Source organism: Paenibacillus artemisiicola (assembly GCF_017652985.1).
In the GTDB taxonomy this organism is placed as follows: Bacteria; Bacillota; Bacilli; order Paenibacillales; family Paenibacillaceae; genus Paenibacillus_Z; species Paenibacillus_Z artemisiicola.
The window spans coordinates 1-26159 of record NZ_JAGGDJ010000036.1 but is presented as its reverse complement, the minus strand read 5'-3'; the positions used below and the strand labels follow the sequence as shown (position 1 = coordinate 26159).

21 protein-coding genes are annotated in these 26159 nt (G+C 62.1%); 17 read left to right on the top strand and 4 right to left on the bottom strand.

The window, feature by feature from the left end:
* Positions 1-16 precede the first annotated feature (16 nt).
* The 11 genes from I8J29_RS25745 (at position 17) to I8J29_RS25695 (ending at position 18346) form a co-directional block, all read left to right on the top strand.
* The gene (locus tag I8J29_RS25745; protein WP_240546491.1) at positions 17-1693 is read left to right on the top strand and encodes a class I adenylate-forming enzyme family protein; all 1677 of its coding nucleotides are present in this window, start codon (positions 17-19) and stop codon (positions 1691-1693) included.
* Between the two features lie 1281 nt (positions 1694-2974).
* Complete coding sequence (locus I8J29_RS25740; protein WP_476703917.1) at positions 2975-3658, top strand: YfjL-like protein; 684 nt, start codon at positions 2975-2977, stop codon at positions 3656-3658.
* A gap of 105 nt (positions 3659-3763) precedes the next feature.
* A complete protein-coding gene (locus I8J29_RS25735) occupies positions 3764-5251 on the top strand; it encodes an alpha-N-arabinofuranosidase (RefSeq protein ID WP_208850241.1) in 1488 nt (495 codons plus the stop codon).
* A gap of 5 nt (positions 5252-5256) precedes the next feature.
* Positions 5257-5535 carry a hypothetical protein gene (locus tag I8J29_RS25730; protein ID WP_208850240.1) on the top strand — a complete coding sequence of 93 codons (279 nt, stop codon included), beginning with the start codon at positions 5257-5259 and terminating at the stop codon, positions 5533-5535.
* A gap of 209 nt (positions 5536-5744) precedes the next feature.
* Positions 5745-6749: an acrylyl-CoA reductase family protein gene (locus I8J29_RS25725; RefSeq protein ID WP_208850266.1), complete on the top strand. Its 1005-nt coding sequence runs from the start codon at positions 5745-5747 to the stop codon at positions 6747-6749.
* A 133-nt stretch (positions 6750-6882) separates the two neighbouring features.
* On the top strand, positions 6883-7734 hold the full coding sequence (locus I8J29_RS25720; protein ID WP_208850239.1) for a protein phosphatase 2C domain-containing protein: 852 nt from the start codon (positions 6883-6885) through the stop codon (positions 7732-7734).
* A gap of 879 nt (positions 7735-8613) precedes the next feature.
* Positions 8614-14211 carry an S-layer homology domain-containing protein gene (locus I8J29_RS25715; RefSeq protein WP_208850238.1) on the top strand — a complete coding sequence of 1866 codons (5598 nt, stop codon included), beginning with the start codon at positions 8614-8616 and terminating at the stop codon, positions 14209-14211.
* A 199-nt stretch (positions 14212-14410) separates the two neighbouring features.
* A complete protein-coding gene (locus I8J29_RS25710; RefSeq protein WP_208850237.1) occupies positions 14411-15025 on the top strand; it encodes a phosphatase PAP2 family protein in 615 nt (204 codons plus the stop codon).
* Positions 15026-15139: 114 nt separating this feature from the next.
* Positions 15140-16363: a copper amine oxidase N-terminal domain-containing protein gene (locus I8J29_RS25705; RefSeq protein ID WP_208850236.1), complete on the top strand. Its 1224-nt coding sequence runs from the start codon at positions 15140-15142 to the stop codon at positions 16361-16363.
* A 176-nt stretch (positions 16364-16539) separates the two neighbouring features.
* Positions 16540-17118, top strand: a complete 579-nt coding sequence (locus I8J29_RS25700) for an RNA polymerase sigma factor (RefSeq protein ID WP_208850235.1) — start codon at positions 16540-16542, stop codon at positions 17116-17118.
* Positions 17119-17329: 211 nt separating this feature from the next.
* Complete coding sequence (locus I8J29_RS25695; protein WP_208850234.1) at positions 17330-18346, top strand: HD-GYP domain-containing protein; 1017 nt, start codon at positions 17330-17332, stop codon at positions 18344-18346.
* 81 nt (positions 18347-18427) lie between these two features.
* Here I8J29_RS25695 and I8J29_RS25690 read toward each other — a convergent pair whose 3' ends face one another.
* A complete protein-coding gene (locus tag I8J29_RS25690) occupies positions 18428-18760 on the bottom strand; it encodes a winged helix-turn-helix transcriptional regulator (protein ID WP_090644051.1) in 333 nt (110 codons plus the stop codon).
* 184 nt (positions 18761-18944) lie between these two features.
* Between I8J29_RS25690 and I8J29_RS25685 the strand changes: the two genes are divergently transcribed.
* Positions 18945-19883, top strand: coding sequence for an aldo/keto reductase family protein (locus I8J29_RS25685; protein ID WP_208850233.1), 939 nt, complete (start codon positions 18945-18947; stop codon positions 19881-19883).
* Between the two features lie 387 nt (positions 19884-20270).
* On the opposite strand, the gene ligD is transcribed toward I8J29_RS25685, so the two are convergent.
* Genes ligD through ku form a run of 3 tightly spaced genes read right to left on the bottom strand, consistent with a single transcriptional unit; the run spans position 20271 to position 23269 of the window.
* Entirely contained in the window at positions 20271-21164 is an 894-nt protein-coding gene (gene ligD, locus I8J29_RS25680; RefSeq protein WP_208850232.1) for a non-homologous end-joining DNA ligase, read from the bottom strand.
* Positions 21161-22342, bottom strand: a complete 1182-nt coding sequence (locus tag I8J29_RS25675; protein ID WP_208850231.1) for an ATP-dependent DNA ligase — start codon at positions 22340-22342, stop codon at positions 21161-21163. Before I8J29_RS25675 ends, ligD begins: the two co-directional genes overlap by 4 nt.
* Positions 22343-23269 carry a non-homologous end joining protein Ku gene (ku, locus tag I8J29_RS25670; protein ID WP_208850230.1) on the bottom strand — a complete coding sequence of 309 codons (927 nt, stop codon included), beginning with the start codon at positions 23267-23269 and terminating at the stop codon, positions 22343-22345. It lies immediately after the preceding gene.
* 168 nt (positions 23270-23437) lie between these two features.
* Here ku and I8J29_RS25665 point away from each other — a divergent pair, with 168 nt between their 5' ends.
* From I8J29_RS25665 to I8J29_RS25645, 5 genes are all read left to right on the top strand, one after another.
* Positions 23438-23623, top strand: coding sequence for a hypothetical protein (locus tag I8J29_RS25665; RefSeq protein WP_090644062.1), 186 nt, complete (start codon positions 23438-23440; stop codon positions 23621-23623).
* Positions 23624-23625: 2 nt separating this feature from the next.
* Positions 23626-23814: an H-type small acid-soluble spore protein gene (locus tag I8J29_RS25660; RefSeq protein ID WP_208850229.1), complete on the top strand. Its 189-nt coding sequence runs from the start codon at positions 23626-23628 to the stop codon at positions 23812-23814.
* A 194-nt stretch (positions 23815-24008) separates the two neighbouring features.
* Positions 24009-24164 carry a hypothetical protein gene (locus I8J29_RS25655; RefSeq protein ID WP_177222274.1) on the top strand — a complete coding sequence of 52 codons (156 nt, stop codon included), beginning with the start codon at positions 24009-24011 and terminating at the stop codon, positions 24162-24164.
* 388 nt (positions 24165-24552) lie between these two features.
* Positions 24553-25419 (top strand): YitT family protein, encoded by an 867-nt coding sequence (locus I8J29_RS25650; RefSeq protein ID WP_090644066.1) that lies wholly within the window; start codon positions 24553-24555, stop codon positions 25417-25419.
* A gap of 167 nt (positions 25420-25586) precedes the next feature.
* Positions 25587-26159: thiamine-phosphate kinase (locus I8J29_RS25645; RefSeq protein WP_208850228.1), on the top strand; the 573-nt coding region annotated here is incomplete at its 3' end.

Here is a 26159-nt window from a genome sequence, read left to right as displayed (position 1 = left end):
GAAAGGTGGAGGAGACATGGACCGCATGGAAATGGAGCACGATTTAACCTACGACGCAGGGATGTTCAAGGAGACGTTCGAGCATTCGTTTACGTATCTGAACGGATTTCTGCGCAATACCCGCCGGTTTGCGAATCGACCCGCGCTGACGGACCCGCTGCGCGGGCTTCGGTGGACGTACGCGGAGCTCAACCGCGAGGCGAACCGGTTCGCCCGCGCGCTCTTGGCGGACGGCGTCGGACGGGGCGAGGTCGTCACGTACCAGCTGCCGAACTCGGCCGAGTTCGTTTTCAGCTTCTTGGCTCCGCAGAAGATCGGCGCGATCAACAATCCGATCAATTTCCGCCTCTCCCCGGGGGAGACGGCGTTCATCCTCGACGACAGCAAGCCGGCGGTGTTCGTCTACGACAGCGAGTTCCGTGAGACGGCGCTGCAGGCGCTCGCCATGGCCGAGCACCGGCCGAAGCGGGTCGTCATGGCCGATTTTACCGGGCAGAACGAAGCGCCGGAGGGCCATGTGACCTATGCCGACTATGTCCGGGACCGTTCCGAGGACGATCCGCCGCTCGCGCCGAAGCACATTTACGAGGAAAATACGCGGCTGTACACGTCCGGCACGACGGGGCAGCCGAAGGGCGTGCCGCTCAACAACGTGAACGACGTGCTGTCGGCCCACGACGTCGCGATGCATTTTCCGCTGACGCCGATGGACCGGACGATGAACATGAGCCCGTGGTTCCACCGCGGCGGCCTGCACTCCGGGGGCCCGAACCCGACGCTGTTCGTCGGGGGCGAGGTCGTGATCATGCGCCACTTCAACCCGAAGACCGTGCTGGAGTACATCCCGGACTACGGGCTGACGTTCGTGATCGGCGCGCCGCCGATGCTGAAGATGCTGTACCAGCAGCAGCTGAAGCATCCGGCCGACCTGAGCGGGCTGAAGGGCATCGTCACGATGGGGGCGCCGCTCGAGAAGGAAGACTGCATCCGGTACCAGCAGACGCTGACGCCGAATATTTTCAACGGCTACGGCACGACGGAGGCGTTCTGGAACACGTTCCTGCGCCCGTTCGACCTGCCGGATATGGCCGGCACGGCGGGCCGCTCCTGCACGGACGACGACGTGGCGGTGGTGAAGATTTATCCCGACCGCAAAGCGGAGCCGGACGACGTCGTCGCGCGGGACGGCAAGGAGGTCGGCGAGATCATCGTGCGGTCCGTCGGCAAGACGGCGTACACGTACGTCAACAAGGAAGCCGAGAGCCGCAAGGTGTTCTATAAAGGCTGGATTTACATCGGGGACATGGGCACATGGGACGAGAATGAATTCGTCACGGTCGTCGGCCGCAAGAACGACATGATCCTCTCCTCCGGGGAGAACATCCATCCGGTCCAGGTCGAGGAAATCCTGAACCAGCATCCGAAGGTGCAGGAAGCGGTCGTCGTCGGCGTGCCGGACGAGCTGCGCGGCGAATCCGTCGTCGCGTACGTCATCAAGTCGGACCCGTCGCTGACGGCCAAGGAGCTCGGCAAGTATTGCAGCGAGCACCTCATGCTGGCCACGTACAAGCGGCCGCGCTTCTACCGGTTCATCGACGAGCTGCCGTACACGGCGACGGGCAAGAAGAAGCATTTCGAGGTCCGCGCAATGGCGGTCGAGGATCAGAAGCAGGGGTTGTTCGAGCGGGTGTAAGGCGCGGAGACCCGGTTTGGGCGGCGGTCGGGGCGATGGCCGAGGGGGAGCGGCCGTCCCGTGATGGCGGTCGGGCGACAGCGGGGACGGAACGGGCGTTCCGAGCCGGCGATCGGGAGACAGACAAGGCGAAGCGACTGTCTCGCGCGGGCGATCGGGCGATGGTCGAGGCGAAGCGGCTCTCCCGCGCCGTGCGGTCAGCGGTTTGTACGGAAAGCAGCATCACTAGCATTTTTCATGGCGCTTCCAAAGCCGATCAATTGGCCTTGGGGGTGCCTTTTTTTGTGCGGTGAACGGGTTTTCGCTGGGCAGCGACCGTGCCGCCTCTTGGCGGTCGACCTTCGCGACGGCGGGCTGCCAGGTTTGAAGCTCGCTAACATGAAGGGTTTGCGGACAGGCGGATGGCTTGGTCGATTCGCCAGATTGCCGAACCGTCGGACCAACGCGCGATTGGCCCGTTAGCCGGTCGACTCGTTGGCGTGCAGCCCCGAGCGGCACGTCGATCCGTGGTTACGTTGGCATTACCAGGACGGGGAGGATGCCGTGTGAGCGGACAGGAAATCCGTTATTCGCGCGAAACTCGCGATTTCTGCGTTTTGGCGGCCACAGGCGCCGCTATTTGGTTTGCGAGGTCGTTAGTTGTAGCGAATTTGAGCAAATAGCGGCTCTCCTGACCGCGAAATCGCAAAATGGCGGCAATATGGTCAAATAACGGAACGTATGTCCGCAAAAAGTCGGAGTCGAGCAATTCCTGCGCGATAAGCTAGGTAGTCGGCGCTGCGTACCGGGCCAACGGTTGTCGCTAACGCCACAGCGGGAACCGTCCACCGTCGCCCGCGCCGCCGGAAACGGCCGCTTCCGCTCCGCGCGAGGGCCTTGCCCGCAAGTGCAAGCACCGGCGCCGCGTTCAGGGGCAAACGGCCGCCTCCGCCACGGCGGGCCAAGGCCGCTCCGCGCCGAACACGGACCGATCCCGATGGGCAAGCCCCCGCCGCCCCGCATCAGGCGATCCGCTGAACGATGGCGAGCCGCTGTCGCCTCTCGCGACGATGAGCCCCGGCCACTCCCACTGTGCCGCCACGGGATGGCCCATCCTCTGACGCCCCTGGCCCCGGCCGCGCCGCCGCCCCATAAGTCCCGCCGCCCGGCACCGCTCTCCGGAGCGGCTCTCGGGCGTGCCGCAAGTCCCGTACAGGTACCGTTAAAAAATAGGGACTTGGTAGAAAAGGCAAATAAACTTACACTGCATATATAGGATCGCGCAAGAAATGAGGCGGCAGGATGGACGTATTGCGAAAAAATCTAGTCAGAATCATCCTAATTTTAGTAATTATTGGAATTGTAGTACTTGTTTGGAAATTGGTCTTTTTCCTGACGGGCAGCGGGGATCCGATCCAAAAATATTGGTTTCGGCGAGATGTGGCCCGTTATTTGAACGCGACGTATCCGCAGGCGCACTTCCATGTGGAGGCCATCGAATACGGGATCCAGGAGGGCGACTATTGGGCGGCCGTCCGTCCCGAAGGGAACGCGGGGATCCGGTTCGAGGTCCGCAGGAAGGCGGGCGGCGGGCTGGCGGATGATTATTTGGGCGCGACGTGGGAGCGCGAGACGAAGCAAGCGTGCGAGGCGGCGCTCTTCAAGCTCTTCCCGGGATCGGACTGCTTCCCCGAAATCGTCTTCACGGAGCAAGCCGAGGCGGACGGCCCGCTCCTGCATACGGTGCCTTTCCCGCCGTACCGTTACGACCCGTCCGTCATCGCGTCCGGTTCGCGATTCGGTATTTACGTCGGGCCGGGTTCCGAGGAGCGAAGCGTCGAAGAGAGCGGGGACGCGCTCCTCGCGCTGGTCGGGGCCTTGGCCGACCTGCAGCTGGATTTGGACATTACGCTCGGCCGAACCGACGTGACGATCCGGCAGCGGGATTTCGCGAAGATTTTGTCGGACCACAAGCTGATTTATTAGGCGAAAGCATTGAAAAACGGCGCGACATGAGGTTTAATGAGAACGGGAGTTAATGTTTTGTTTATTGATTAACAAAATTATTAATCATGGAGGCTGACAACAGGCATGACCAATCGCGCCGTCATTAACGCCGATCGTCCGATCGGCACCATCAACCGCAATCTATACGGGCATTTCGCCGAGCATCTGGGACGCTGCATCTACGAAGGCATTTGGGTCGGCGAGGATTCCGCGATTCCGAACACGAAGGGCATCCGCAACGACGTTTTGCAAGCGCTTCAAGGGCTGAACATTCCGGTGCTGCGCTGGCCCGGGGGCTGCTTCGCCGACGAGTACCACTGGAAGGACGGCATCGGTCCACGCGCGGACCGCAAGCGGATGGTCAACACGCATTGGGGCGGGGTCGTCGAAAACAACCATTTCGGCACGCACGAATTCATGCTGCTCTGCGAGCTGCTCGGCTGCGAGCCGTACATCAACGGCAACCTCGGCAGCGGCACGGTGCAGGAAATGCAGGAATGGGTGGAGTACCTGACGTTCGGGGGCGAGTCGCCGATGGCATCGCTTCGCGCGGAGAACGGCCGGGCGCAGCCGTGGAAAGTCGCGTATTTCGGCGTGGGCAACGAGAATTGGGGCTGCGGCGGCAACATGCGCCCGGAATATTACGCCGACGAATACCGGCGCTACCAGACGTACGTGCGCAATTACGGCGACAACCGGATCTTCCGGATCGCGTGCGGCGCGAGCGACTTCGACTTCGCATGGACGGACGTGCTCATGCGCGAAGCCGGGCGCTTCATGGACGGGCTGACGCTTCACTATTATACGATTCCCGGCGTTTGGGCGGAGAAAGGGTCGGCTACGGATTTCGGGGCGGAGGCCTGGTTCGGCACGCTGCGCAAGGCGCTCGTCATGGACGAGCTGATCGGGAAGCACAAGACGATCATGGACCGGTACGACCCCGCCAAGCGCATCAGCCTGATCGTCGACGAATGGGGCACCTGGTACGACGTCGAACCGGGCACGAATCCGGGCTTCCTCTATCAGCAAAACACGATGCGGGACGCGCTTGTCGCCGCCGCGACGCTGCATATTTTCCACAAGCACGCCGACCGCGTCCGGATGGCGAACATCGCCCAGACGGTCAACGTGCTGCAGGCCGTCGTCCTGACGGAGGGCGACCGGATGGCGCTGACGCCGACCTACCATGTCTTCGACATGTTCAAGGCGCATCACGACGCGGAGCTGCTGGATCTGGACTTCGCGGCCGCACCGTACACGGTCGGCGGCGTCTCCATTCCGCAGACGAGCGTGTCCGCTTCCCGCGGCAAGGACGGCGCGCTGCACGTCAGCTTGTGCAACCTCAGCCACGACGAAGCGGCCGCGCTGTCGCTCGAACTGCGGGGACTGTCCGCCCCGGACGCGCCGATCGCCGGCACGCTGCTGCAGGGCGACGCGCTGAACGCGCACAATACGCCGGAGCAGCCGGACCGCGTGCGTCCGGTGCCGTTCGCGGGCGCGGAACGCGGAGCCGATGGCACGATTCGCGTGACGCTGCCCGCCGCTTCCGTCGCGATGCTGCGAATCGGGTAAGGCGCATGCCGGCGACAAAGACGGGGGAGCGGAAGCTCTGCAAAGGCTGCGGCGCCTCCGTGCATGCGACCGAGGAGCAGATCGAGCGGGTGCTCGGCAAGCTGGCGCTGCATCCCGGCGACTGCGTCGACGACGGGCGATACGGCGCGAGGCTGGATCAGTGCGCCGCTTGTCCGTCGCTGCAGTACGGCACGACCTGCGCCCACTGCGGCTGTTTCGTCCGCGTCCGGGCCAAGCTGGCGGCGAAGGATTGTCCGCGGCCCGGCGGCTCGTTATGGAGATAGCGCGTGAATTGACCGTCCCGTCGCCTTCTTGGCGGCGGGGCGGTTTTTTGATTCGCGTCCGATGCGGACGGCGGTACCGGATGGCGGTACCATTGCGGTATTTTGTAATCGCGCCCGGTAGCGGTATGCTAAGGGGAGCGCTATTCGATTCGAAGGCGAAAGCGAAAGCAACAGCGAAGGCAGGAGAAGGGAAGGGTTCGCCCATGGAGATGAAGACGTTCAAAGCGGTCGTAGTCGATAAGCAAGACGACCGGTTCGAGATCGGCGTCCGCGAGCTGCGGCTCTCGGACTTGCCCGAAGGGGACGTGACGATCCGCGTCGCCTACTCCGGCATCAATTACAAGGACGGCTTGGCGGCCACGCCGGGGGGACGCGTCCTGCGCGCGTATCCGATGATTCCGGGCATCGATCTGGCGGGCACGGTCGTCGCTTCGTCGCATCCGCGCTGGCGCGAAGGCGACGAAGTCATCGCGACCGGTTACGAGCTCGGCACCGGCCGTTTCGGCGGCTACAGCGAGTACGCCCGCGTGCCGGGCGACTGGCTGACGTCCCGGCCGCCGGGCCTGACCCTTCGCGAAGCGATGCTCGTCGGCACGGCCGGCTTTACCGCCGCGCTGTCGCTGCATCGGCTCGAAGCGAACGGCCTTGCGCCCGGCGCGGGCCCGGTGCTCGTGCTGGGCGCGACGGGCGGGGTCGGGAGTCATGCGGTCGCGATGCTGGCCCGCGCGGGGTACGACGTGACCGCCAGCACGGGCAAGGCGTCCGAGCACGACTACTTGCGTCTGCTCGGGGCGCGCGACGTTATCGGGCGCGAGGCGCTCCAAGCGCCGGAAGGGGAGCGCAAACCGCTTCGCGCCGAGCGGTGGGCGGCGGCGGTCGATCCCGTCGGCGGCCCGTCGCTGCCGTACGTGCTGAGCACGATCCGCTACGGCGGCTCCGTCGCGCTGAGCGGACTGACGGGCGGCGGCGAGTTCCCCGCGACGGTATTCCCGTTCATTCTGCGCGGCGTCAACCTGCTCGGGATCGATTCCGTGCTTTGTCCCGCGCCGCTGCGCGAGGCGCTGTGGCGGCGCATCGGCACCGACTGGAAGCCGGAGCGGCTGGAGGCGATGGAGGCGGACGAGCTTGCGCTCGACCGGCTGCCCGAGGCGCTGCCCGCGATATTGAAGGGCGGCGTCCGCGGCCGAACGATCGTCAAGGTCGCGCGGGATTAAGGTACCGGACGAGATCGGGTCGTACCCTGCCGTCCTGTCCCGGCCGGTACCGCGGCTTGCCAAGCCGGCGGAAGCTGGCTTAAGCTGGTACGAGAACGCGCGGCTTGGCGCCGCAACGAGGAGGCATCGGAACATGCGCATTACGGTGGAAACGATCCAGGGCGTCGGAACCTGGAACGAGGACGCGGTCGTCCGCGAGGAGCGTCTCGGGCTCTTCGGCGTGCTCGACGGGGCGACGTCGCTCGCCCCTTACCGCGGACCGGGCGGGGAGACCGGCGGGTATTTGGCCGCGCGGCATGCGGCGGAAGCGTGCCGAAGCGATGAGCTGGCCGGCGCGAGCCTGGATGAGCTGTTGACGTTCGCGAACGCGCGGCTGCGGACGGCGATGGCGGAGGCCGGCATTTCCCCGGATGTGCCGGAAGCGCTCTGGAGCGCCTGCGCCGCGTTCGTCCGCGTCGGACCGACTTGGATCGAATACGCGCAGCTCGGGGACTGCATGATCGCCGTTTATTACGAAGACGGCACCATCCGTATCCTGACGCATGACCAGCTGGCGCACGTGGACGACCGGACGAAGGCCGTCTGGCTGCAGGGCGTCCAAGCGGGTCTTCGCACGAAAGCAGAGCTGTGGGACCATACGAAGGGCCAAATCATCGCCGGCCGCGCCCTCGCGAATCGCCGGGGCGGCTACGGCTCGCTGAACGGCGATCCCGCGTGCGCGGATTTCGTGGAAACCGGCCGGATCAGCACCTCCAACGTCGCCGCGCTGCTGCTGTTCACGGATGGCCTGTACATGCCGAAGCCGCCGGGCGAATCGGACAAAGACAGCGCCATCGAAATCGCGGCGCTCGTCCGGGAGAAGGGCTTGCGTCCGTACATGGAATGGGTCGCGGAGCTCGAAGAGACCGACCCGGACTGCACGCGATTCCCGCGGGTAAAGAAGTCCGACGACAAAACGGCCATTTGGCTCTCGCTCGCCCCTTAGCCTCCTCGCATGACCGCTTCGCGCATGCCGCCCAGCCGCCTCCTGAACGGAGCGCGGCGGGCGGTTTTTTGTACTGGCGGCCTGTGCCTTGCGCTTTCGATATCAGCGAAGGAAGTTCCCCGATTGCCTCTTCGTAAACAAAGTTCACCCTTCCTCGTTCGGGCCGTTTCAATTGACGCCTGCCCCTATTCGACCAATTGCATGCAGATTTTACGGCTAATGGAAATGTTTACGAGATTTCAACATGGCATTAACTTCCGGCACACAAATACTTTATAAACTAAAAAAACGCGTTTTTTATTTTTTGGCAGTCTAGCGGAGGGGGCGCCTCGCAGCGATGACCGCACACAACATGAAACGGAGCGTGCACATCTCGTGGGTAGAAGAAAGCTCGTCAAGCCGGCACTCGGCGCGTTGACGACGGCAAGTCTGTTGTTGGGAATCATGAGCCCTTACGGCTCGAGCATCGTCCGCGCGGACGGCGCGCAGGCGGGATTCGATTTTGCGAAGGTACCGAAGCTGTTGATTACGGAGCTTGTGCCGGATAGTTCGAACGTACCGGATATTACGGATGCAAAGGATGCTTTTGAATTTATTGAAGTCTATAACAATTCAAATTCACCGGTTACGTTTTTTGATAATTACAGCATCGACTACCATTACTTGGATGGTACCCATCAAGATGTGGATGCCACTTGGGGGCTGGTTAGAGCCGGCGATAACCCGATTATTCCGGCTAAAGGTTCGATCGTGTTTTGGGTAATGAACGAGGCCAACACGAAGATGTCTGCTGATGATTTTAACGCTAATTACAAATTGGTTGATGGCGGGAAGCTTGTCGAAGGCAGCAATCTCTTTCGGTTGGCCGGTGGCGGCGGTATGCATAACAGTCAACCGCGCGACCTGAATATCAAGGACAAGAACGGCAACATAGTCGTGTCCGCTTCTTATCAAAACGATGCCCAGACCGTGAAGGACAAAGGCATCTTCTATTCTTACCCGATCGACGGCAGCACCAAGATGAACATGGTGACGGATGGCGAGTATGCGACAGGCGTACACGCCGCCACCCCGGGTACCGCGGAGAGCGTCCTCGTGCCGACGCAGACGCCGGACGACGGCAACCAAGAACCGCAGCTGCCGCAGACGCCGGTCACGATCGCGCATACGCCGGTGACGGACGCGATCGACGACAGCGACCTGGAGCTGATGGCGAAGCTGTCCCCGAACGGCGCGGACGCGGCGAAAGTCGGCGCGACGGTCTACTACAAGCTGAACTCGGAAACGACGTACACGGCGCTGCCGATGACGAAGAACGAGGACCGTTCGACGGCCGACGAGTTCGCGTACGAAGCGGCGATTCCGAAGGAGAAGCTCACCGAGAGCAAGCTGCAATATTACATCGAAGCGGCCGACGGTACGGGTTCCAAGGATACGGAAGTGTACACGGTTAACGTCCGCGCGAGCATGAACTACAACTACGTGCCGGCGCTGCTCGTCACGGAGCTGAACCCGAACTCGGCGAACGTGCAGCCGACGGGAGGCGACTCCCTGGACGGATACGAATTCATCGAGGTCTACAACAATTCGAACCGCGAGATTAACTTGAACGATTACAAGCTGATCTATCTGTACACGAACCAGACCAAGGAAACCCAGTGGGCTACAGGCGACGTCATCATTCCGTCCCAGCAATCGGCCGTCCTTTGGATCGCCAACGCCTCCAGCAAGGATTTGACCGAGCAGGCGTTCAACGACCACTTCGGCACAAGTTTAAAGCTAGGTCAAAACCTGTTCAAAATAGCCAATGACGGCATGGCGAATGGCGGCGCTAGAAGCATCGTGTTCCGCAATTCCGCGAACCAGGAGATCGTATCGGCCCACTATGAAGGCCAAGTGAGCAACATCGAAGACAAGCCGATCCAATACAAGTATCCGGACGACGGCACGACGGCCATGCTGTTCGGTTCGGCGGGCGACACTGCCGCGTCGCCGGGCGAGGTCAGCCTGACTCAAGTTCCGAAGCAGCCGGTTTCCCTCCCGGAAGAAGGCACGAACGAGCCGCCGGTCATCGCGCATACGCCGGTGACGCGCGCGGAGACGAACGTCAACCTGCAGATCACCGCGGACATCACGAACAAAGAAAGCGATAACGGCGATTTCGACCCCGTGTCGGCGACGGTGTATTACAAAACGCAGTCGCAAACGACGTATTCGTCCATGCCGATGACGGTCACGTCCGGCCATACGTATCTGGCGGACATTCCGCGCGGCGAGCTGAAGGAAGCGAAATTCGACTATTACATCGAAGTCAAGGACGCGAAGAACACGGTCAAGACGGATACCTATACCGTCGACGTGAACGTGCCGGATTTCGATCCGCAGAAGGTTCCGCCGCTGCTCGTAACGGAGCTCGTGCCAAACAGCACGAACGTCGGCAGCTCGGACGGCTACGAGTTCGTGGAGCTGTACAACAACACCGACAAGGCCGTCAACCTGAAGGATTACAAGCTGTACTACCGGTACACGGACTCGGGTCCGGACGCCGACCTCGTCTGGCCGTTCGAAAGCCCGAGCGAGGACGTCATGATCGAGCCGGGCAAGACGGTCGTGTTCTGGATCATCAACGCGGCCAACGGCACCAAAACGGTGGCCGATTTCAACGGCTTCTACCATGCCAACCTGACGGAGAACAAAGACATTTTCAAAATCCATTCCGACGGCATGGCCAACTCCGGCAAACGGGGACTCGTCATCGGCACGAACACGCACGCGGACGTGTCCGCCGCCTATTATGAAGGTTCCGTCACGGAAACGGCGACGGACAAGGCGATCGTCTTCGGCTATCCGACCAACGGCAGCTCGACGATGATCAAGCTGAGCGCCGGCACCGCCACGCCGACGCCGGGCAGCGTAACCCCGGAGCAAGTTCCGGCGATCCCGGTCGCGACGCCGGCCGATCAAGCGGAGCCGACGGTGACCGATCTGACGGGCGTGACGAGCATCGACCAGTCCAAGGACCTGGCGATCGAAGCGTACGCGCAGGACGATCTGAGCGTGAAGTCCGTGAAGCTGTTCTACAAGACGAACAAGGACGCCGGGTACGCGAGCCGGTATCTGTATCGCGACTATAACGACGCGCTGTACCACTTCAAGCTGTATTCGCCGGACTTGATCGGCAAGACGGCGCTGCAATACTATTTCCAAGTGTCCGACGGCACGAATACCGTGACGACGGATCCGGCCACGGTCGCGATTACCGGCGGCCCGGACCGCTCCCCGCTTCGCTTGAACCTGAAGAACGGCGATATTATCGGCGGCACGAAGGCCGTGAAGGGAACGGCGGAGAGCGCCGCTCCGGACACGCTGCAGCTGAGCATCGACGGCAAGGCGCAGACGACGGATACGTACCATGCGCTCGAGAAGGATCCGTCCTTCGCGTTCGAAGCGAACTCGGTCAACTATTACTTCAAGAACGGCGTGACGATGGGCCAAGAGATTCTGTACACGTTCATGGATCCGATCAACACGTACCAGACGCTGACCGTGCCGATCGAAGCGAGCCGGCTGACGGAAGGCGATAACGTCCTCTCGATTCGGGCGGGCACGAAGTCTTCGCCGTTCGACGATCGTCCGGAAGAGAACAAAGACGATTTCACGGTCAAGAACGTCCGCCTCGTGCTGGCCGACGGCACCGTGATCTACGATAAGGACCGCGCGAATCCGGCGACGGAAATCAAAATGGGCGACAGCGCGGGCAAAAATCCGGTCGTGGACTTCAAGCTTCCGCTCGCGGCAAGCGATCTGAAATCGCAGGCGTACGATCTGGATACGACCAAGCTGGCGGACGGCGAGCATACCGTCACGGTGGAGAACGCCGCGCACGAGCAGGTGAAGGCGACGATCAAGGTCGACAACACCGCGCCGGCCATCACGCCGAGCCTGGAAGACGGCAAGACGTACCGCGGCGCATTCTCGATTAACGCGGGGATTACGGATGCCGTATCGGGCGTCAAGTCGTCCAAGACGACGCTGGACGGCAAAGAGATCGCGCTGCCGTACGCGACGTCTTCCGGGAAGCTGACCCCCGGCGAGCATAAGCTCGTCATCAGTGCCGAGGACAACGTCGGGAACAAAGTCGAAAAGACGATTGCGTTCGACGTGCCGGACGAGAACCCGCTGAAGCCCGAGCTGGTCTCGCCGGCGGATGGAGAGAACGGAGCGCCGAACCTGTCCGTGAACGTGACGGATCCGTCGAATGACGCCATGAACGTCGACTTCCTGAAAGGCTATCTGTTCGACGCCGACCATCGCGCGGGCTTCTCGGCCTTCGAGAACGCGTCGGACGTCGAGCCGCCGAAGACGCTGAAGCCGGATGGCGAGACGGCGTTCACGGATGAAGATTACGGCTTGATCAGCAAGGATGACGGTCAATTCCTGGTGAATAATTCCGACGAGAAATTCCCGTACCACCGCTTCGAGGTGAACCTCGATAAGTCCGTCAAGGCCACGGACAGTGTGGAAATCGATTGGAAGGGCAAGTCGCTGGAGGGCCGTAAAGTCAGCCTGTACGCGTGGAGCGCCGCGGACAAGGCGTGGAAGATGCTGGACAGCAAGGTCGCGGGCAACGAAGAGTTCACGCTGTCCTCGGAAGTGAAAGCCGGCGATTACGCCATAGACGGCACGATTCATGTCATGGTGCAGGACGAGCTGCCGGTGAAGCAGGACGATTATGATTTCAGCTTCGTCTGGATGTCCGACACCCAGTACTACTCCGAGAGTTATCCGGAGATTTATGAGGGCAACGTACAGTGGATCGTCGATCACAAGGACGACATGAACATCAAGTACGTCATCCACACCGGCGATATCGTCGACGAGGCGGACAAGGAATACCAGTGGCAAGAAGCCGACAAGGACATGAAGGTCCTCGAGGATGCGAACGTGCCTTACGGCGTGCTTGCGGGCAACCATGACGTATCCCATCAATTCGCCGACTACACGAAATTCTATCAATACTTCGGCGAGGACCGCTTCAAGAAGCAGCCGACCTACGGCGGTTCCTACGAGAATAACCGCGGCCACTACGATTTGATCTCGGCCGGCGGCAATGACTTTATCGTGATTTACATGGGCTGGGATATCCGCGATGAGGACATCCAATGGATGGACGACGTGGTCAAGGCGTACCCGGACCGCAAGGCGATTCTCGACTTCCACGAGTATCTGCTCGTATCCGATAACCGCGCGCCGATCTCGGAGAAAATCCACGAACGCGTCGTCGTGCCGAACAAGAACGTCATCGCGGTACTGTGCGGCCACTATCACGATGCCGAGAAACTGGTAGACGAAATCGACGACAACGGAGACGGCGTGACGGACCGCAAGGTATACCAGCTGCTGGCCGACTACCAAGGCGCGGAGAAGGGCGGACTCGGTTACATCCGTCTGCTCCAGTTCGATACGAAGAACAACCAGATTCACGTGAAGACGTACTCGCCGTACCTGGACGACTACAACTACTATGACCCGACCACGTATCCGGGCAAGGACGAGTTCGACCTGGACGTCGATCTGCAGCCGATGCACAAGCAGGTCGCGACGGATTACTTTGGCGTCAAGGTATACACGGATCAATCGATCGGCAAGCTGGAGAACGTCGCAAGCGGCAGCACGGCTTCCGTAACGTGGAACGGCGTAACGAAGGATAATTACTATCAGTGGTACGCCGTGGCGAAGGATGCATACAGCGGTCTGACGCGCTCCGATGTTTGGAGCTTCACGTCGAGCGAAACGACTGCGGCGAATCCGGGCAACGGCAACAACGGCAACAACGGCAACAATGGCAACAACGGCAACAATGGCAACAACGGCAACAACGGCAACGGCGGCACCCCGGTCATTCCGGCCAACCCGTTCAAGGACGTCGATGCCCATTACGATTGGGCGAAGGACGCGATCGCGGTGCTGGCCGACAAGGGCATCATCAACGGCACGTCGTCCGCGACCTTCGAGCCGGGCAAACGCATTACGCGCGCCGACTTCATGGAGATGCTCGTCCGGATGCTGGACCTGAAGGCGGATGCGACATCCAACTTCAGCGACGTGAGCGCGAACGACTACTACTATAAGGCGCTTGGGATCGTCAAAGCGCTCGGCATCGCGAACGGCACGGGCGACAACAAGTTCAACCCGCGCGATTTCATCTCGCGTCAGGACATGATGGTGCTCATGAGCCGGGCGATGGACGTGACCGGCAAGCTGGAGCTGAGCGGCGCGCCGGCGGATCTGAGCGGCTTCAAGGATACGTCGAAGCTGGCGCCGTACGCGGTCGACGCCGCGGCGGACATGGTGAAAGCGGGCGTCGTCCAAGGCAGCGGCTCGGCGCTGAACCCGACGGGCCAGGCGACGAGGGCGGAAACCGCGCAAATGATTTACCGTCTCTATCTGCTGCTGCAGAAGAACGGCAGCCTGTAAGCCGATCCGTTCGGCGCGAAGCGCAAACCGGACGGTCAAGGGCAGAGGCCCCTGCCCGTCCGCGAAATGCCGGGAAGTCCACGAGACTTCCCGGCATTTTGCTTTTCCCGCCCTGCTTTGCGGGAAATTAACCGTAGCCGGCAGTCCCCGGCAGCCGCTATAATAGACGAATCATGCTAAAAACGGAGGCTGCTTCACGATGTGGATTATCTTGCTTATCCTTGCCGCAGCGGGCTTTCAAGGCTTGGCGATGCTCGTGTCGCGCAACAAGCTCGAACAGTTCGATACCTCGATCATCCGCACGGTCCAGGGCTGGGAGAGCGACGCGCTGACGTCCGTCGCCAAGACGCTGGGCAAGATCGGCTCGTCGAGCGTCGTCATCCCGGCGGTGCTCGTCCTCGCGGTCTTCCTGGCCGTCGTGCTCCGGCACCGCAAGGAGCTCGTGCTGCTCATCGGCGGCATGCTTGGCTCGACGCTGCTGAACGACGCGCTGAAGCCGATCTACAAGCGGGCCCGCCCGGACATTCACCGGATCGTCGAGGAGCAGGGCTACGGCTTTCCGAGCGGCCATTCCATGGCGGCGTTCACGTTCTACTTCCTCGCGACCTACCTGCTGTGGCGCCATCTGCCGAACCGCGGCTGGCGCGCGGCGCTGCTCGTCTTCAGCGGCATCATGATCGCGAGCATCGGCCTGAGCCGCGTCTATCTCGGCGTGCACTATCCGACGGATATTCTGGCGGGCTACTGGGTCAGCGCCTGCTGGGTGACGCTGTGCGTCCGGCTGTTCCGGCGCTGGGCGCGGGCGCGGCGGTAACGGCCGTGCGGCCGCGCGGCTTGCAACTATTGGCGTATTGCCAATGCCTGTAAGATCAAGTACGCTAAGGTAGATTCAACTATGATTTGTCATTAGAAGAGAGAGAGGTTTACTATGAAACGTTGGCTTGGACTGGCATTATCCCTTATGATCGCGCTCGCGGCATTCGCCGGAACGGCTTCCGCGGCAACCGCGCCGACGAACATCAAGGTCAAATTGAACGGGGAATGGGTCATCTTCCCGGCGCCGCCCGTACTGCTGAACGGCAAAACCTTCGTGGAGTTCCGCACGCTCTTCGCGAAGCTCGGATATGCCATCGATTACAACGCCTCGACCAAAACGATCAAGGCGAAATCGGACGCCCGCACGATCCAGATGACGCCGACGGGCACGACGGCGCTCGTGGACGGCGCCAAGGTGCCGGTCAACGGCGAGATGAAGCTGCTGAACGGCCGGACGATGGTCGGCGTCCGCTTCATCGCGACGCTGTCGGACAAGGACGTCGCATGGGACGGCGTCAAGAAGATCGTCACGATCGCGGACAAGAAGCCGACCGCCGCGCAGCAGGAAGAAGCGTTCGCCGCGGTGAGAGGGCTGGCGGCCGCCGAGGACAAGCAGGACGCGGACGCGTACCTGGCGCTGTTCCATTCCCAATCCCCGCTGAAGGACGCGCTCTCGGACAGCATTCGCGAGCAGTTCGCGAAGATTCATAGCAAGACGGATTTCGTGGACATGGCGCTCGATTCGTACTCGCCTTCGGAGGCGGTCGTGTACACGGTAGAGGACGCGACGAAGGTGAGCGGCGACGGCTTCTTCCCGAACATGGAGTACGAAATCTATTACACGCTGCACCGCGAGGCGAACGGCAAGTGGGCGATTTACCTGGTCGACTGGGATTCGTCGACGGTGCTCGACGAGAACAGTCTCTGGGCGCAGGAAATTCAAGCGCCCGACGCGGACAAGACCGCGTTGAACGACCTGGTGAACGCGCAGACGGCGGCCATCAACGCAGCCGATCTCAACGCGTATAAAGCGACGCTGCTGCCGGGCGACGAAGGCATCGAAGACGACGCCGGCGAAGTGGAGGGCTTGATCTCGGATCCCGACTACGCGCTGAAGGCGGCCGTTACGCGCAGCGCCGTCGTCGAGCTGGACGCGGACCATGCGCTCGTGCTCGTGGCCTTCCGCTACGATATGACCGCGAAGGACGGCACGACGGAAGATAACTTCGCCGTGAAGACCGTGACGCTCTACGGCATGGAGAAGAAAGACGGCAAATGGTACGTGACGCCGGGCTCCAACGCCAACGAGTTGTCCTTCGATACGATCGACGAATAGGCAGACGTGCCGGCGACCCGCGCGCCATGCCCGACGCAGCCTCATGTCCGCCGCCAGGCGGGCATGAGGTTTTTTGAAGCGCCTTTCGGCTCCCTTTTTTCACATGAGGTTCATAATGGCCTGCTAGACTTAGAGCTGGATAAGCCGAACATCATTACAAGCAAGGGGGCGAAAGCATGCAGCCGTGGACCGAGTTCGAAGAAGCCGTGAGGCCGCACCTGAAGCACGTGCGGGCGTATTGCAGCTATTTGACGTCTTCGAAATGGGAGGCGGAGGATTTGATGCAGGAGTCGCTGCTTCGGGCGTTCAAGCAGTACCGGGATACGGGGAGGCTGCGTCACCCGCGTTCGTTGTTATACAAGATCGCCCGCAATTTGCAGATCGACGCGCACCGCAGGCGCCGCGGCTTGACCGTTCCGATCGAAGAGGCGATGCAGCAGCCGCATCACGACCCCGATTACGCGTCCGTGCGGGGGATGGTGGAGTGGCTGACGGAGCTGCTGTCCGAACGCGAAACGGAGATGCTCCTGCTGGCGGAAGTCTTCGATTACACGTACCAGGATATCGCGGACCGGCTGCAGTGCACCGTGCCCGCGGTCAAGATGGTGCTGCACCGTTCGAAAAACGCGCTGCGCAAGCGCGGCCGGCCGGATATCGCCGATTACGCGCGGAACAAGCCGGTGCGGCGCAAGTACAAGCCGCAGCCGTACAAGATCGAGCGCTGGACGCTGGCGTTGATGGCGGGCGACATGTAGGAAGGTCCGAAGTCCCCTCTCGCCGAGGGGGCTTTTTTGCATGGTACGCCTTCCGACCGCCGCTGCGAGACGGGTCTTAAGGCCTTTTGTTTCGGAATTGTAAAACAATACCATAGGACAATAGGCGCGATCTCGTGGTATTGTAAACTTATCGTCCAAGATTTACCTTGGAAATGATCGACAATATCGATTCGGTGGAGGCGCCATTGCCATGCGGCATTATTTGGGGAAAATCGCAAAACACGATCTGGTCAACGCCTTCGGGGTGACCGTGCTGCCGGCCGGCGTGCGGCTGAGCGAAGAGCATTTGGCGCTGCTCGAGAGGCACGGAATCGAGGACGTATCCGTCGTGCCCGATCCCGCAGAGCCCGCGACGCCGACGGCCGTGCCGCCCCGCGAAGCGGTCGGCGCCGCCGTCGCGCGCGCCAAGTCGCTGTTCGAAGACGCCCGGGGCACGGGCCGGGTGCCGATTCTGGAGCTGCAGGCGGAGGTCGCGCCGGCGGTCATGCGGGCGGCAAGCCATCCGAACGTGTTCGAGCTGTTCGAAGCGGTCAAGGCGCAAGGCGATTACACGTACGAGCACAACATCGGCGTAGGCGTCCTCGCCGCGATGATCGGCCGGTGGCTGGATTTGGGCGAAGCGGATTTGACAGCGCTTACCGTTGCCGCCACGCTGCACGATATCGGCAAAGTGAAGATCCCGGACGACATCCTGAACAAGCCGGGCAAGCTGACGCCGGACGAGTACGAATTCGTCAAGAAGCACACGCTCTTTGGCTACGAGATGCTGAAGAAGACCGAGGGCGTCAGCTACCGCGCCGCGCTCGCCGCCCTGCAGCACCACGAGCGCGAGGACGGATCCGGCTACCCCCTCGAGCTGACCGCCGACCACATCGACCCGTTCAGCAAAATCGTGGCGGTGGCGGACATTTTCCATGCGATGTCGTCCGACCGTCCCTACCATAAAGCGCTGCCCTTCTACGAGGTGCTCCGGCAGCTGCGCGAAAGCTATTTCGGTCAACTGGATCCCGGGATCATCTCGGTGTTCCTGGAGAACGTCACGACCCGGCTGGTCGGGCAGCAGGTGCTCTTGACCGACGGCCGGATCGGCGAGGTCGTCTACATCAATCCGCACGATGAAGAGGCGCCGCTCGTCCGGATCGGCGGCGAATTCGTCGACCTCTCCTGCAAGCGCAGCCTAATGATTCAGCGGATCGTCGGCCTGTAGCCGCCCCGTCAACGAAGAAGAGCAGGCCGGAACGACGCGTTCCGCCTGCTCTTTCATGTATGATCCGAGGCGACGGGGCGATTAGGTCCACTTGGCGGCCCACAGCTTCATCTCGTGCAAAATGCAGTGCAGGTCCATGCCCTTCGGGGTGAGCGAATATTCAACCGTCACGGGGACGGTCGGGAAGACGTGGCGCTCCAGCACGCCCTGGGTTTCCAGGTGGCGGAGCGTGCTCGTCAGCGCGCGCGGGCTGACGTCCGGAATGAGCCGCTGCAGCTCGCCGAAGCGGCGCTTCTCGCAGAACAGCTCGCGAAGCACGAGGAAGGCCCATTTGCCTCCGATGACATCCAACGTTTTCTCGATGTTGCACTCGATCACGGCAGGTTCTTTCGGGACGTAATTGCTTAGGGTCATGCGGGTTTCAGCCTCCCTTGAACATAGTTACCTTAAGTATAGCAGATATAATCGGTATAATATAATGAGATTTATTTCACTACTTTCTATTTGCGAGCGGCCGCTGATAGAATAGAAGGGCTGGCATAAGGGCTGGAATCGAAAGCCCGTCACGATCCACAAAATCAAGCTTGGAGGGATTGCGGTGCAATACAGAAGACTGGGCGGAAGCGGCGTGAAAGTAAGCGAAATCAGCCTCGGCAGCTGGCTGACCTACGGCGGTTACGTCGAGAAGCAGAACGCGGTCAAGGCGATCGAGCAAGCTTACGACCTCGGCATCAACTTTTTCGATACGGCGAACGTGTACGAGCGGGGCGCGGCGGAGACGCTGCTCGGCGAGACGCTGAAAGCTTATAAACGGGACTCCTACGTCCTGGCGACGAAAGCGTTCTGGCCGATGGGCGACGGACCGAACGACCGCGGGCTGTCCCGCAAGCACGTCATCGAGCAGGCCAACGCGAGCCTGAAGCGGCTCGGCGCCGAATACGTGGACATTTTTTACTGCCACCGGTACGATCCGGAGACGCCGCTGACGGAAACGCTGCGCGCGATCGACGACCTGATCCGGCAGGGCAAGGTGCTGTACGCCGGCGTGAGCGAATGGACGGCGTCCCAGATGGCGGACGCGCTGGGCACGGCGGACCGTTACCTGCTGGACCGCATCGTCGTCAGCCAGCCGGTCTACAACATGTTCGATCGTTACATCGAGAAGGAAGTCATCCCGTACGGCGAGAAGAACGGCATCGGACAAGTCGTGTTCTCCCCGCTGGCCCAAGGCTTGCTGACGGGCAAATATACGTCCCTCGCGGACATCCCGGCCGACAGCCGCGCGAACAAGCTGGAATGGGTGCGCAAGGGCATCACGGAAGAGAAGCTCGCGAAAGTGCGGGCGCTGTCCGAGATCGCGTCGGAGCTCGAGATCTCCACGGGTCAGCTGGCGCTGGCCTGGATTCTCCGCCAGCCGAACGTGGCGAGCGCGCTCGTCGGCGCAAGCCGTCCGGAGCAGGTGGTCGAGAACGCGAAAGCGTCCGGCGTCGTGCTGAGCGAGGACGTGCTGGCGCGGGTCGAAGAGATTTTGAAGTAGGGAAGGCAGAGGCCGGCGGGCCGCGGCTGACGGCGGCTTCCGCCGAAAGAGCGGTACCAGATACGGTACATGGAGCAGAAATTCGGCAATTTGGCCGAAAGAGCGGTACCAGGTACGGTACATGGAGCAGAATTCGGCGATTTGGCCGAAAGAGCGGTACCAGGTACGGTACATGGAGCAGAATTCGGCGATTTGGCCGAAAGAGCGGTAGCAGGTGCGGTACAGGAGCAGAATTCGGCGATTTGGCCGAAAGAGCGGTACCGGGTACGGTACCTGGAGCCCGATCGGCGCCGGCCGCGCCATGAATCCATAGCAAAACGTCAAGGCCGCCATTCGTCGAATGGCGGCCTTGATGCGTCGCGAACAAACATGGGCCCAACCGGCGGTTCACCGTTTCCCGATGAACGTTAGGATCGGCCGCAGCGACTGGGCGGGAATGCGGTCCAGCAAATCGCCCTCGCGGTGAAGCCGCTCTTCGATGTTCAGCAGGTGGTAGTCCGCGATCGCGGCGCCGCGGCGCACCTCGTCCCAGTGCAGCGGGGTGGAGACGCTCGCCGCCGCGCGCGCCCGCGGAGAGTAGGGCGCGATGATCGTTTTGCCCTGATAATGCTGCAAATAATCGACGTAGATCAGGTCCCCGCGGTGCTTCTTCAGGCGTTCCACCGTGAACAGCCGCGGATGCTTGTCCGAGAGGTACGACCCGACGAACTCGCCGATGCGCCGGAGCTCGTCGAAGGTGAGATCCTTGACGAGCGGCACGATGATCTGAACGCCGGTCGCTCCGGACGTCTTGGGCGTCGAGGCGATGCCGAGCGAGCGGAGCAGGTCGCCGGCCAGCAGCGCCGCTTCCATGATGCGCGGCTCCTCCTCCAGCGACGGATCGAGATCGAGCACCCACTCCGTCGGGCGGAGCGGGTCGCTGACGCGGTCGAACGAGGCGTGGTATTCCAGGCAGGCCAGATTGCCGAGCCACAGCAGCACCGGCAGCGAGGTCAGCTTCACGTAGTCGATGCCTTCGCGCCGCTCCGTCTCCACGAAGTCCGGCGCGGGCGTCGGACTGTTCTTCTGGTAGAACGACTTGCCGTTCACGCCGTCCGGGAACCGGATCGTCGTCAGCAAACGGTCCTGGCAATGCTTGAGCAGCCACGGGGCGAGACCGGCCAGACGCTGCAGGAACACCGCCTTCGTGATGCCCATCTCCGGCCACAGCAGCTTGTCGGGATTGCTGACCGTCAGCTCCTGTCCTTCGACCACGATCGTGCCTTTGACGGCCCGGCTCATGCGAGCGGCTCCTTGGGCAGGAACGTCACGAGCTTCGGATGGCGCAGCTGCCCCGCGGACGTCAGCTCGAGCCCCGTCACCCGGCAGCGGAACGGCAGCGACAGCCACTGCACGTCCTCGTGCTTCAGATCGTCCGGCAGCGCGGGAAACGGGCAGGCGACGACGGCCAAATGGGACCGCTGCGGCCGGAACGTGGAAGCGAGCACGCTGCGGAGCGCTTCGTTCAGGCCGAGCGAGACGCTCCCGAGATACTCGCCCTCCAGCTCCATGACGAGGCTCGCCACGATGCCGCCCCGCCACTTCAACCCGACGATGTCGACGTCCAGCACGAGCTCCGTCTTCTTCTTCAGCCAATCGCGATGCTTCTTGCCTTCGCGGTAGGGGCTCGAGAGCCGCTTGCCGACGACGCCTTCCCACCGATTCGCTTCCACCCAGGACCAGAGCGCTTCGCCGTCAGGGAACAAGTCGGTGACGAACAAGCGGGGGTCGCCGTCGCCGCACAGCGCGGCCAGCCGGCGGTGCCGCTCCTCGTAAGGGAGCGCGCGAAGATCGCCGCTCTCGTCGGCCAGCAGGTCGAACAGCACGTACACGAGTCCGCCGGACGAGCTGCGGCCGCCGGCGTCGGCGGGAAGCGGCTTCATCGCGGCCGCGCGGACCGCGTTCGGCCGCGCCGCCGAGCCGGCGTTCGCCGGCGGGACGGCCGCCATGTCAGCGGCCGAAGCTGCCGACGCATCCGGCATAGCCGTCGCCGGCTGCGCGGCGTCCGCGGACAGCGGCTGGCGCGCCAGCCCGCGCGAGCGCTCCCGCTTGAGCACCTGCTGGAAATTCGGCCGGATGCCGTCCCACCAGACGACTTCGCCGTCCAGGAGGCAGCGGCCGAGCGCGCCGGCTTTCGCTTCCAGCAGGAGGGCGATCTCGGGGTATACGCCGTTCTTCAAATACAGCTTCCGCGAGAACAGCTCCACGCCGCCGTTCCCGTCCAACCGGGCCAGGATGCGCACGCCGTCCCACTTCAGCTGATAGCCCCAGCCGTCGCCGGACGGCAGCTCGGCCGCGGAGAGAGGGGCCATCGGCTCGGCCGGAAGCGGGATCGGAAGCGGCAGGCCGGAGCGGTCGCCGTCCGGTCCGGCGAAAGGAGACGGGTCGTCGGGCAACGGCTGCGGCCAGGTCTGTTCCATCTACGACACCGTATCTTCCTTCTTCGTCTTGCGCGGGGCGCGCGGCTTCTTCACCTTGGCGACGACCTCGCTGCCTTCGGCGGCGGCCGGCTGTCCCGCCGCGGCCGGCACGGCAGCCCCGGCCGTGCTCGTATCCAGGCCGCCCGGCGCGTTCGGCGGCAGCTTTACGGCCTCGAGGCTCGCCTGCAGCGCGGCCATGAGGTCGAGCACGTTCGTCTTCTGCGCTTCCGGCGCGACGGACACCTCTTCGCCGGCGATTTTATGCTGGATCAGATCCATCAGCCGGGCGCGGTAATCGTCCGTGTATTTGGCGGGCTCGAACGGCGTGGAGAGCTGTTCGATGAGCATCCGCGCCATCGAGAGCTCTTTCTCGTTGACGTTCACGGTCTCGGGCAAGCCCGGCACCTGGTTCACCGAGCGGATCTCGTCGGGATAGAAAATCGTCTCCATCGCCAGGCAGTCGCCGATGATGCGGATTGCCGCGAGCGAGCTTTTGGACCGGATGGCCACCTTGGCGATGCCGATCCGCCCGGATTGCCGCATCGCTTCGAGCAGCAGGTTATAGGCGTTGCCGCCGGCCTGGTCGGGCGAGAGGTAGTACGTTTTCTGGAAGTAGATCGGATCGATCTCCTCCAGCGCGACGAAATCGAGAATGTTGATCGTCTTCGTCGCCTCGCCGGACAGCTGCTCGAGCTCGTCCTTCTCGAACAGGACGTAACGCCCTTTCTCGTATTCGTAGCCTTTGACGATGTCGTCCCATTCCACCTCGACCTCGCAGGTCGGGCATTTGCGGATGTAGGAGACGTTGCTGCCGCAGACGCGGTGGATCAGCTTCATCGAGATATCCTTGTCCTCCGTCGCACTAAACATTTTGACGGGCACGTGAACGAGGCCGAAGCTGATGGCCCCTTTCCAAACGGTATGCATAAAGGCGTTCCTCCTCGCGGATTGTGGGTGCGGGCGGCCAAGCGCCCGGATGCCGTATTGCGCCAAGCTTCCTCTAGTCCTAAGTCTTCCCCCGAATGCATGAAGCTAAGCCGATTCGGGCATATTTTCGTTAGCACGGCCATCAATCATCTGAAGGAGGCGGAAGGGATGAGCGAAGCGGGCAACTCCCCTACGGGGTCGAGCAACGACAAGAAGCACGAAGGACGCGAAGATTATTTCATGGACATCGACCGGATGATTAACGAGGGCTTGGGCGGCGGCACGGTAACGCTGAATAACGGGCTGATCGAAGAATCCACCACGGATACGATGGTCATCGAATCGAAGGAGTAATTATGGACACGAAACGCGCGATGGAAATTTACAATTCGAAGGACACGTTCGCCGTTCATCTAGGCGGCCAATCGGTTTGGATCGAGAACGTCGACGAGGCGAACGGCATGGCGACGGTGCAGGTCGGCTCCAACCCGCTCGACACCCAGACCGTCTCCTGCGACCGTCTGAAGGAAGAGGGCGAAGCGTAGGGCGAGGCGGCTGCGCCGGTCCTTCGGGCCGAGAATAGAAGACGCGGGAGCATGATAAGCACGGCCGGGCGCTCGGGGAGCCCCGGTCTATTCGCGCGCCAAAGGGGGAGCCGGGGCTGATTGACAAGTCCGAAAGCGGGGTAAATCAGTCCTAACAGCGGCTGTAAGCCGTAAACGAAGAGGAGCTGATACGAATGGCACATCGCGATATCGATGTCGAGGAGCGTCATATCGAACAGAAATCGGATTCCAGTCTGGTTGCCTCGACGTTCATCAAGTACGCGGCCTATCTCATTATTTTCTTCGGGGCGCTGTACTTTATCGTCCATTACGTCTTCGACAAGTTCTAATCGGCAAGCCGGCGTACGAACAAAGTACGGCGAAAAAAGCCCGGGACAGGCTGCCCGGGCTTTTTCGCGCGTCCGCGAAGGCTCGCCGCGCGGGAACGAGGCCCGCTTGCGGCGGCGGAGACGCGGACGGACGCGAAACCGGATGCCGGCCGCAAGGCATCGCCGGGGCTGCATGGCATCTCCTTTTAGACACTGCTCAATTCCGAGCGAAATGCTTGCTTTAGTATGGTGAAAAGTTACATTAAATGTACGAAATTCGAAGATAGACGGATTTAGACGATCTAAAAATCGCGATAACGCGGCTTTTGATTTTGAAATCGCAGGAAAACGCGTTATAATGGAAGAAGAAGATGGATTTTTCGGGATCCATGCGACAGGGGGAGAAGAGATGGCGAAACAGCATTACAAGCTTACCAAGCTCGAATTGCTTCGGCGGATCGTGTTCATCACGATCGGAGCGGCGCTCGTATCGGTCGCGCTCGAGATTTTTCTCGTGCCGAATAACATCATCGATGGCGGCATCGTTGGCATATCCATCATTTTGTCTCATATCACGGGCGTGTCTCTCGGTATCTTTCTATTCTTGATCAATTTGCCCTTTCTTATCATCGGGTATAAGCAGATCGGCAAAACGTTCGCGCTCTCGACGCTCTACGGCGTCACGGTCATGTCCATCGGCACCACGCTGCTGCATCCGGTCAAGGCGCTCACCTACAGCACGTTCCTCGCGCCGGTCATCGGCGGCGTCATTCTCGGCATCGGCGTCGGCCTCGTCATCCGCTTCGGCGGCTCGCTCGACGGCACGGAGATCATCGCGATCCTGTTCACGAAGAAGACGCCGTTCTCGGTCGGCGAGATCGTCATGTTCTTCAATCTTTTCATTCTCGGCAGCGCGGGCTTCGTCTTCTCGTGGGACAGCGCGATGTACTCGCTCATCGCCTATTACATCGCCTTCAAGATGATCGACGTCACCTTGGAGGGCTTCGACCAGTCGAAGTCGGTCTGGATCATCAGCGACGAAGCGAAGGAAATCGGCGACGCCATCATGAGCCGCCTCGGCCGCGGCGTCACGTACCTGCAGGGCGAAGGCGCCTTCTCCGGCGGCATGAAGCGAGTCATCTTCTGCGTCATTACGCGTCTGGAGGAAGCGAAGATGAAGTCGATCGTCCAGGAGCTGGATCCGAGCGCGTTCCTCGCGGTCGGCAACATTCACGACGTCAAGGGCGGCCGCTTCAAGAAGCGGGACATTCACTAGCGACGCGCTTGCATGCGGGGGACCGGCCGGCATGCAAGCGCGTCGATCAGGGCAAGGCCGCGCGGGCGACGCGCGGCCTTGCCCGCTTTTGTTGCGGGGCCGCGGACGGGCCGATATAATAAGGACAATTACTCGGAATCGCGAACGCTGCCATTGGAGGGTCGGACGTGGATGAATTTGCGCGAATCCGCCATTGGACGGATCAACGGCAGCCGGCATCCCTGCTGGCTGCGCAGGGCGTCGTGCTCGGCATCGGCGACGACGCCGCGGTCGTGGGGCCGCCGCCGGATGCCGGCGGCCCGGTGGAATGGCTGCTGGCGGTCGACACGATGGTGGAGACCGTCCACTTCAACGACGCGACGATGGCGCCGGAGGACGTCGGCTGGAAGGCGCTTGCCGCGAACGTGAGCGACATCGCGGCGATGGGCGGCACGCCCCGGCACGCGCTGGTGTCGGTCAGCGCGCCGAAGGCTTGGGGGCCGGAGCGCGTGCGCCGGCTCTACGACGGGCTGTACGCGTGCGCCGCGCGGTACGGCGTCGCGGTCATCGGCGGCGACACGACGTCGTCGCCGCGGGATTTGGTCGTGGCCGTGACGGTCGCGGGGACGGTCGCGGCCGGCAAGGCCATCCGCCGGGCGGGCGCGCGGCCCGGCGACGCCGTGTTCGTGACCGGCGCCGCGGGGCTGGCCGCGGCCGGTCTGCATTTTTTGCTCGCCGCGGCCGCGGGGGCGGTCCCGGCG

Coding starts and splice junctions, on each gene's coding strand:
- I8J29_RS25735 (WP_208850241.1), top strand. CDS start 3,764: ATGACCAATCGCGCCGTCATTAACGCCGATCGTCCGATCGGCACCATC.
- I8J29_RS25740 (WP_476703917.1), top strand. CDS start 2,975: ATGGACGTATTGCGAAAAAATCTAGTCAGAATCATCCTAATTTTAGTA.
- I8J29_RS25720 (WP_208850239.1), top strand. CDS start 6,883: ATGCGCATTACGGTGGAAACGATCCAGGGCGTCGGAACCTGGAACGAG.
- I8J29_RS25725 (WP_208850266.1), top strand. CDS start 5,745: ATGAAGACGTTCAAAGCGGTCGTAGTCGATAAGCAAGACGACCGGTTC.
- I8J29_RS25695 (WP_208850234.1), top strand. CDS start 17,330: ATGCGGCATTATTTGGGGAAAATCGCAAAACACGATCTGGTCAACGCC.
- ligD (WP_208850232.1), bottom strand. CDS start 21,164: ATGAGCCGGGCCGTCAAAGGCACGATCGTGGTCGAAGGACAGGAGCTG.
- I8J29_RS25745 (WP_240546491.1), top strand. CDS start 17: ATGGACCGCATGGAAATGGAGCACGATTTAACCTACGACGCAGGGATG.
- I8J29_RS25665 (WP_090644062.1), top strand. CDS start 23,438: ATGAGCGAAGCGGGCAACTCCCCTACGGGGTCGAGCAACGACAAGAAG.
- I8J29_RS25700 (WP_208850235.1), top strand. CDS start 16,540: ATGCAGCCGTGGACCGAGTTCGAAGAAGCCGTGAGGCCGCACCTGAAG.
- I8J29_RS25690 (WP_090644051.1), bottom strand. CDS start 18,760: ATGACCCTAAGCAATTACGTCCCGAAAGAACCTGCCGTGATCGAGTGC.
- I8J29_RS25730 (WP_208850240.1), top strand. CDS start 5,257: ATGCCGGCGACAAAGACGGGGGAGCGGAAGCTCTGCAAAGGCTGCGGC.
- I8J29_RS25660 (WP_208850229.1), top strand. CDS start 23,626: ATGGACACGAAACGCGCGATGGAAATTTACAATTCGAAGGACACGTTC.
- I8J29_RS25650 (WP_090644066.1), top strand. CDS start 24,553: ATGGCGAAACAGCATTACAAGCTTACCAAGCTCGAATTGCTTCGGCGG.
- ku (WP_208850230.1), bottom strand. CDS start 23,269: ATGCATACCGTTTGGAAAGGGGCCATCAGCTTCGGCCTCGTTCACGTG.
- I8J29_RS25710 (WP_208850237.1), top strand. CDS start 14,411: ATGTGGATTATCTTGCTTATCCTTGCCGCAGCGGGCTTTCAAGGCTTG.
- I8J29_RS25715 (WP_208850238.1), top strand. CDS start 8,614: ATGCATAACAGTCAACCGCGCGACCTGAATATCAAGGACAAGAACGGC.
- I8J29_RS25705 (WP_208850236.1), top strand. CDS start 15,140: ATGAAACGTTGGCTTGGACTGGCATTATCCCTTATGATCGCGCTCGCG.
- I8J29_RS25655 (WP_177222274.1), top strand. CDS start 24,009: ATGGCACATCGCGATATCGATGTCGAGGAGCGTCATATCGAACAGAAA.
- I8J29_RS25675 (WP_208850231.1), bottom strand. CDS start 22,342: ATGGAACAGACCTGGCCGCAGCCGTTGCCCGACGACCCGTCTCCTTTC.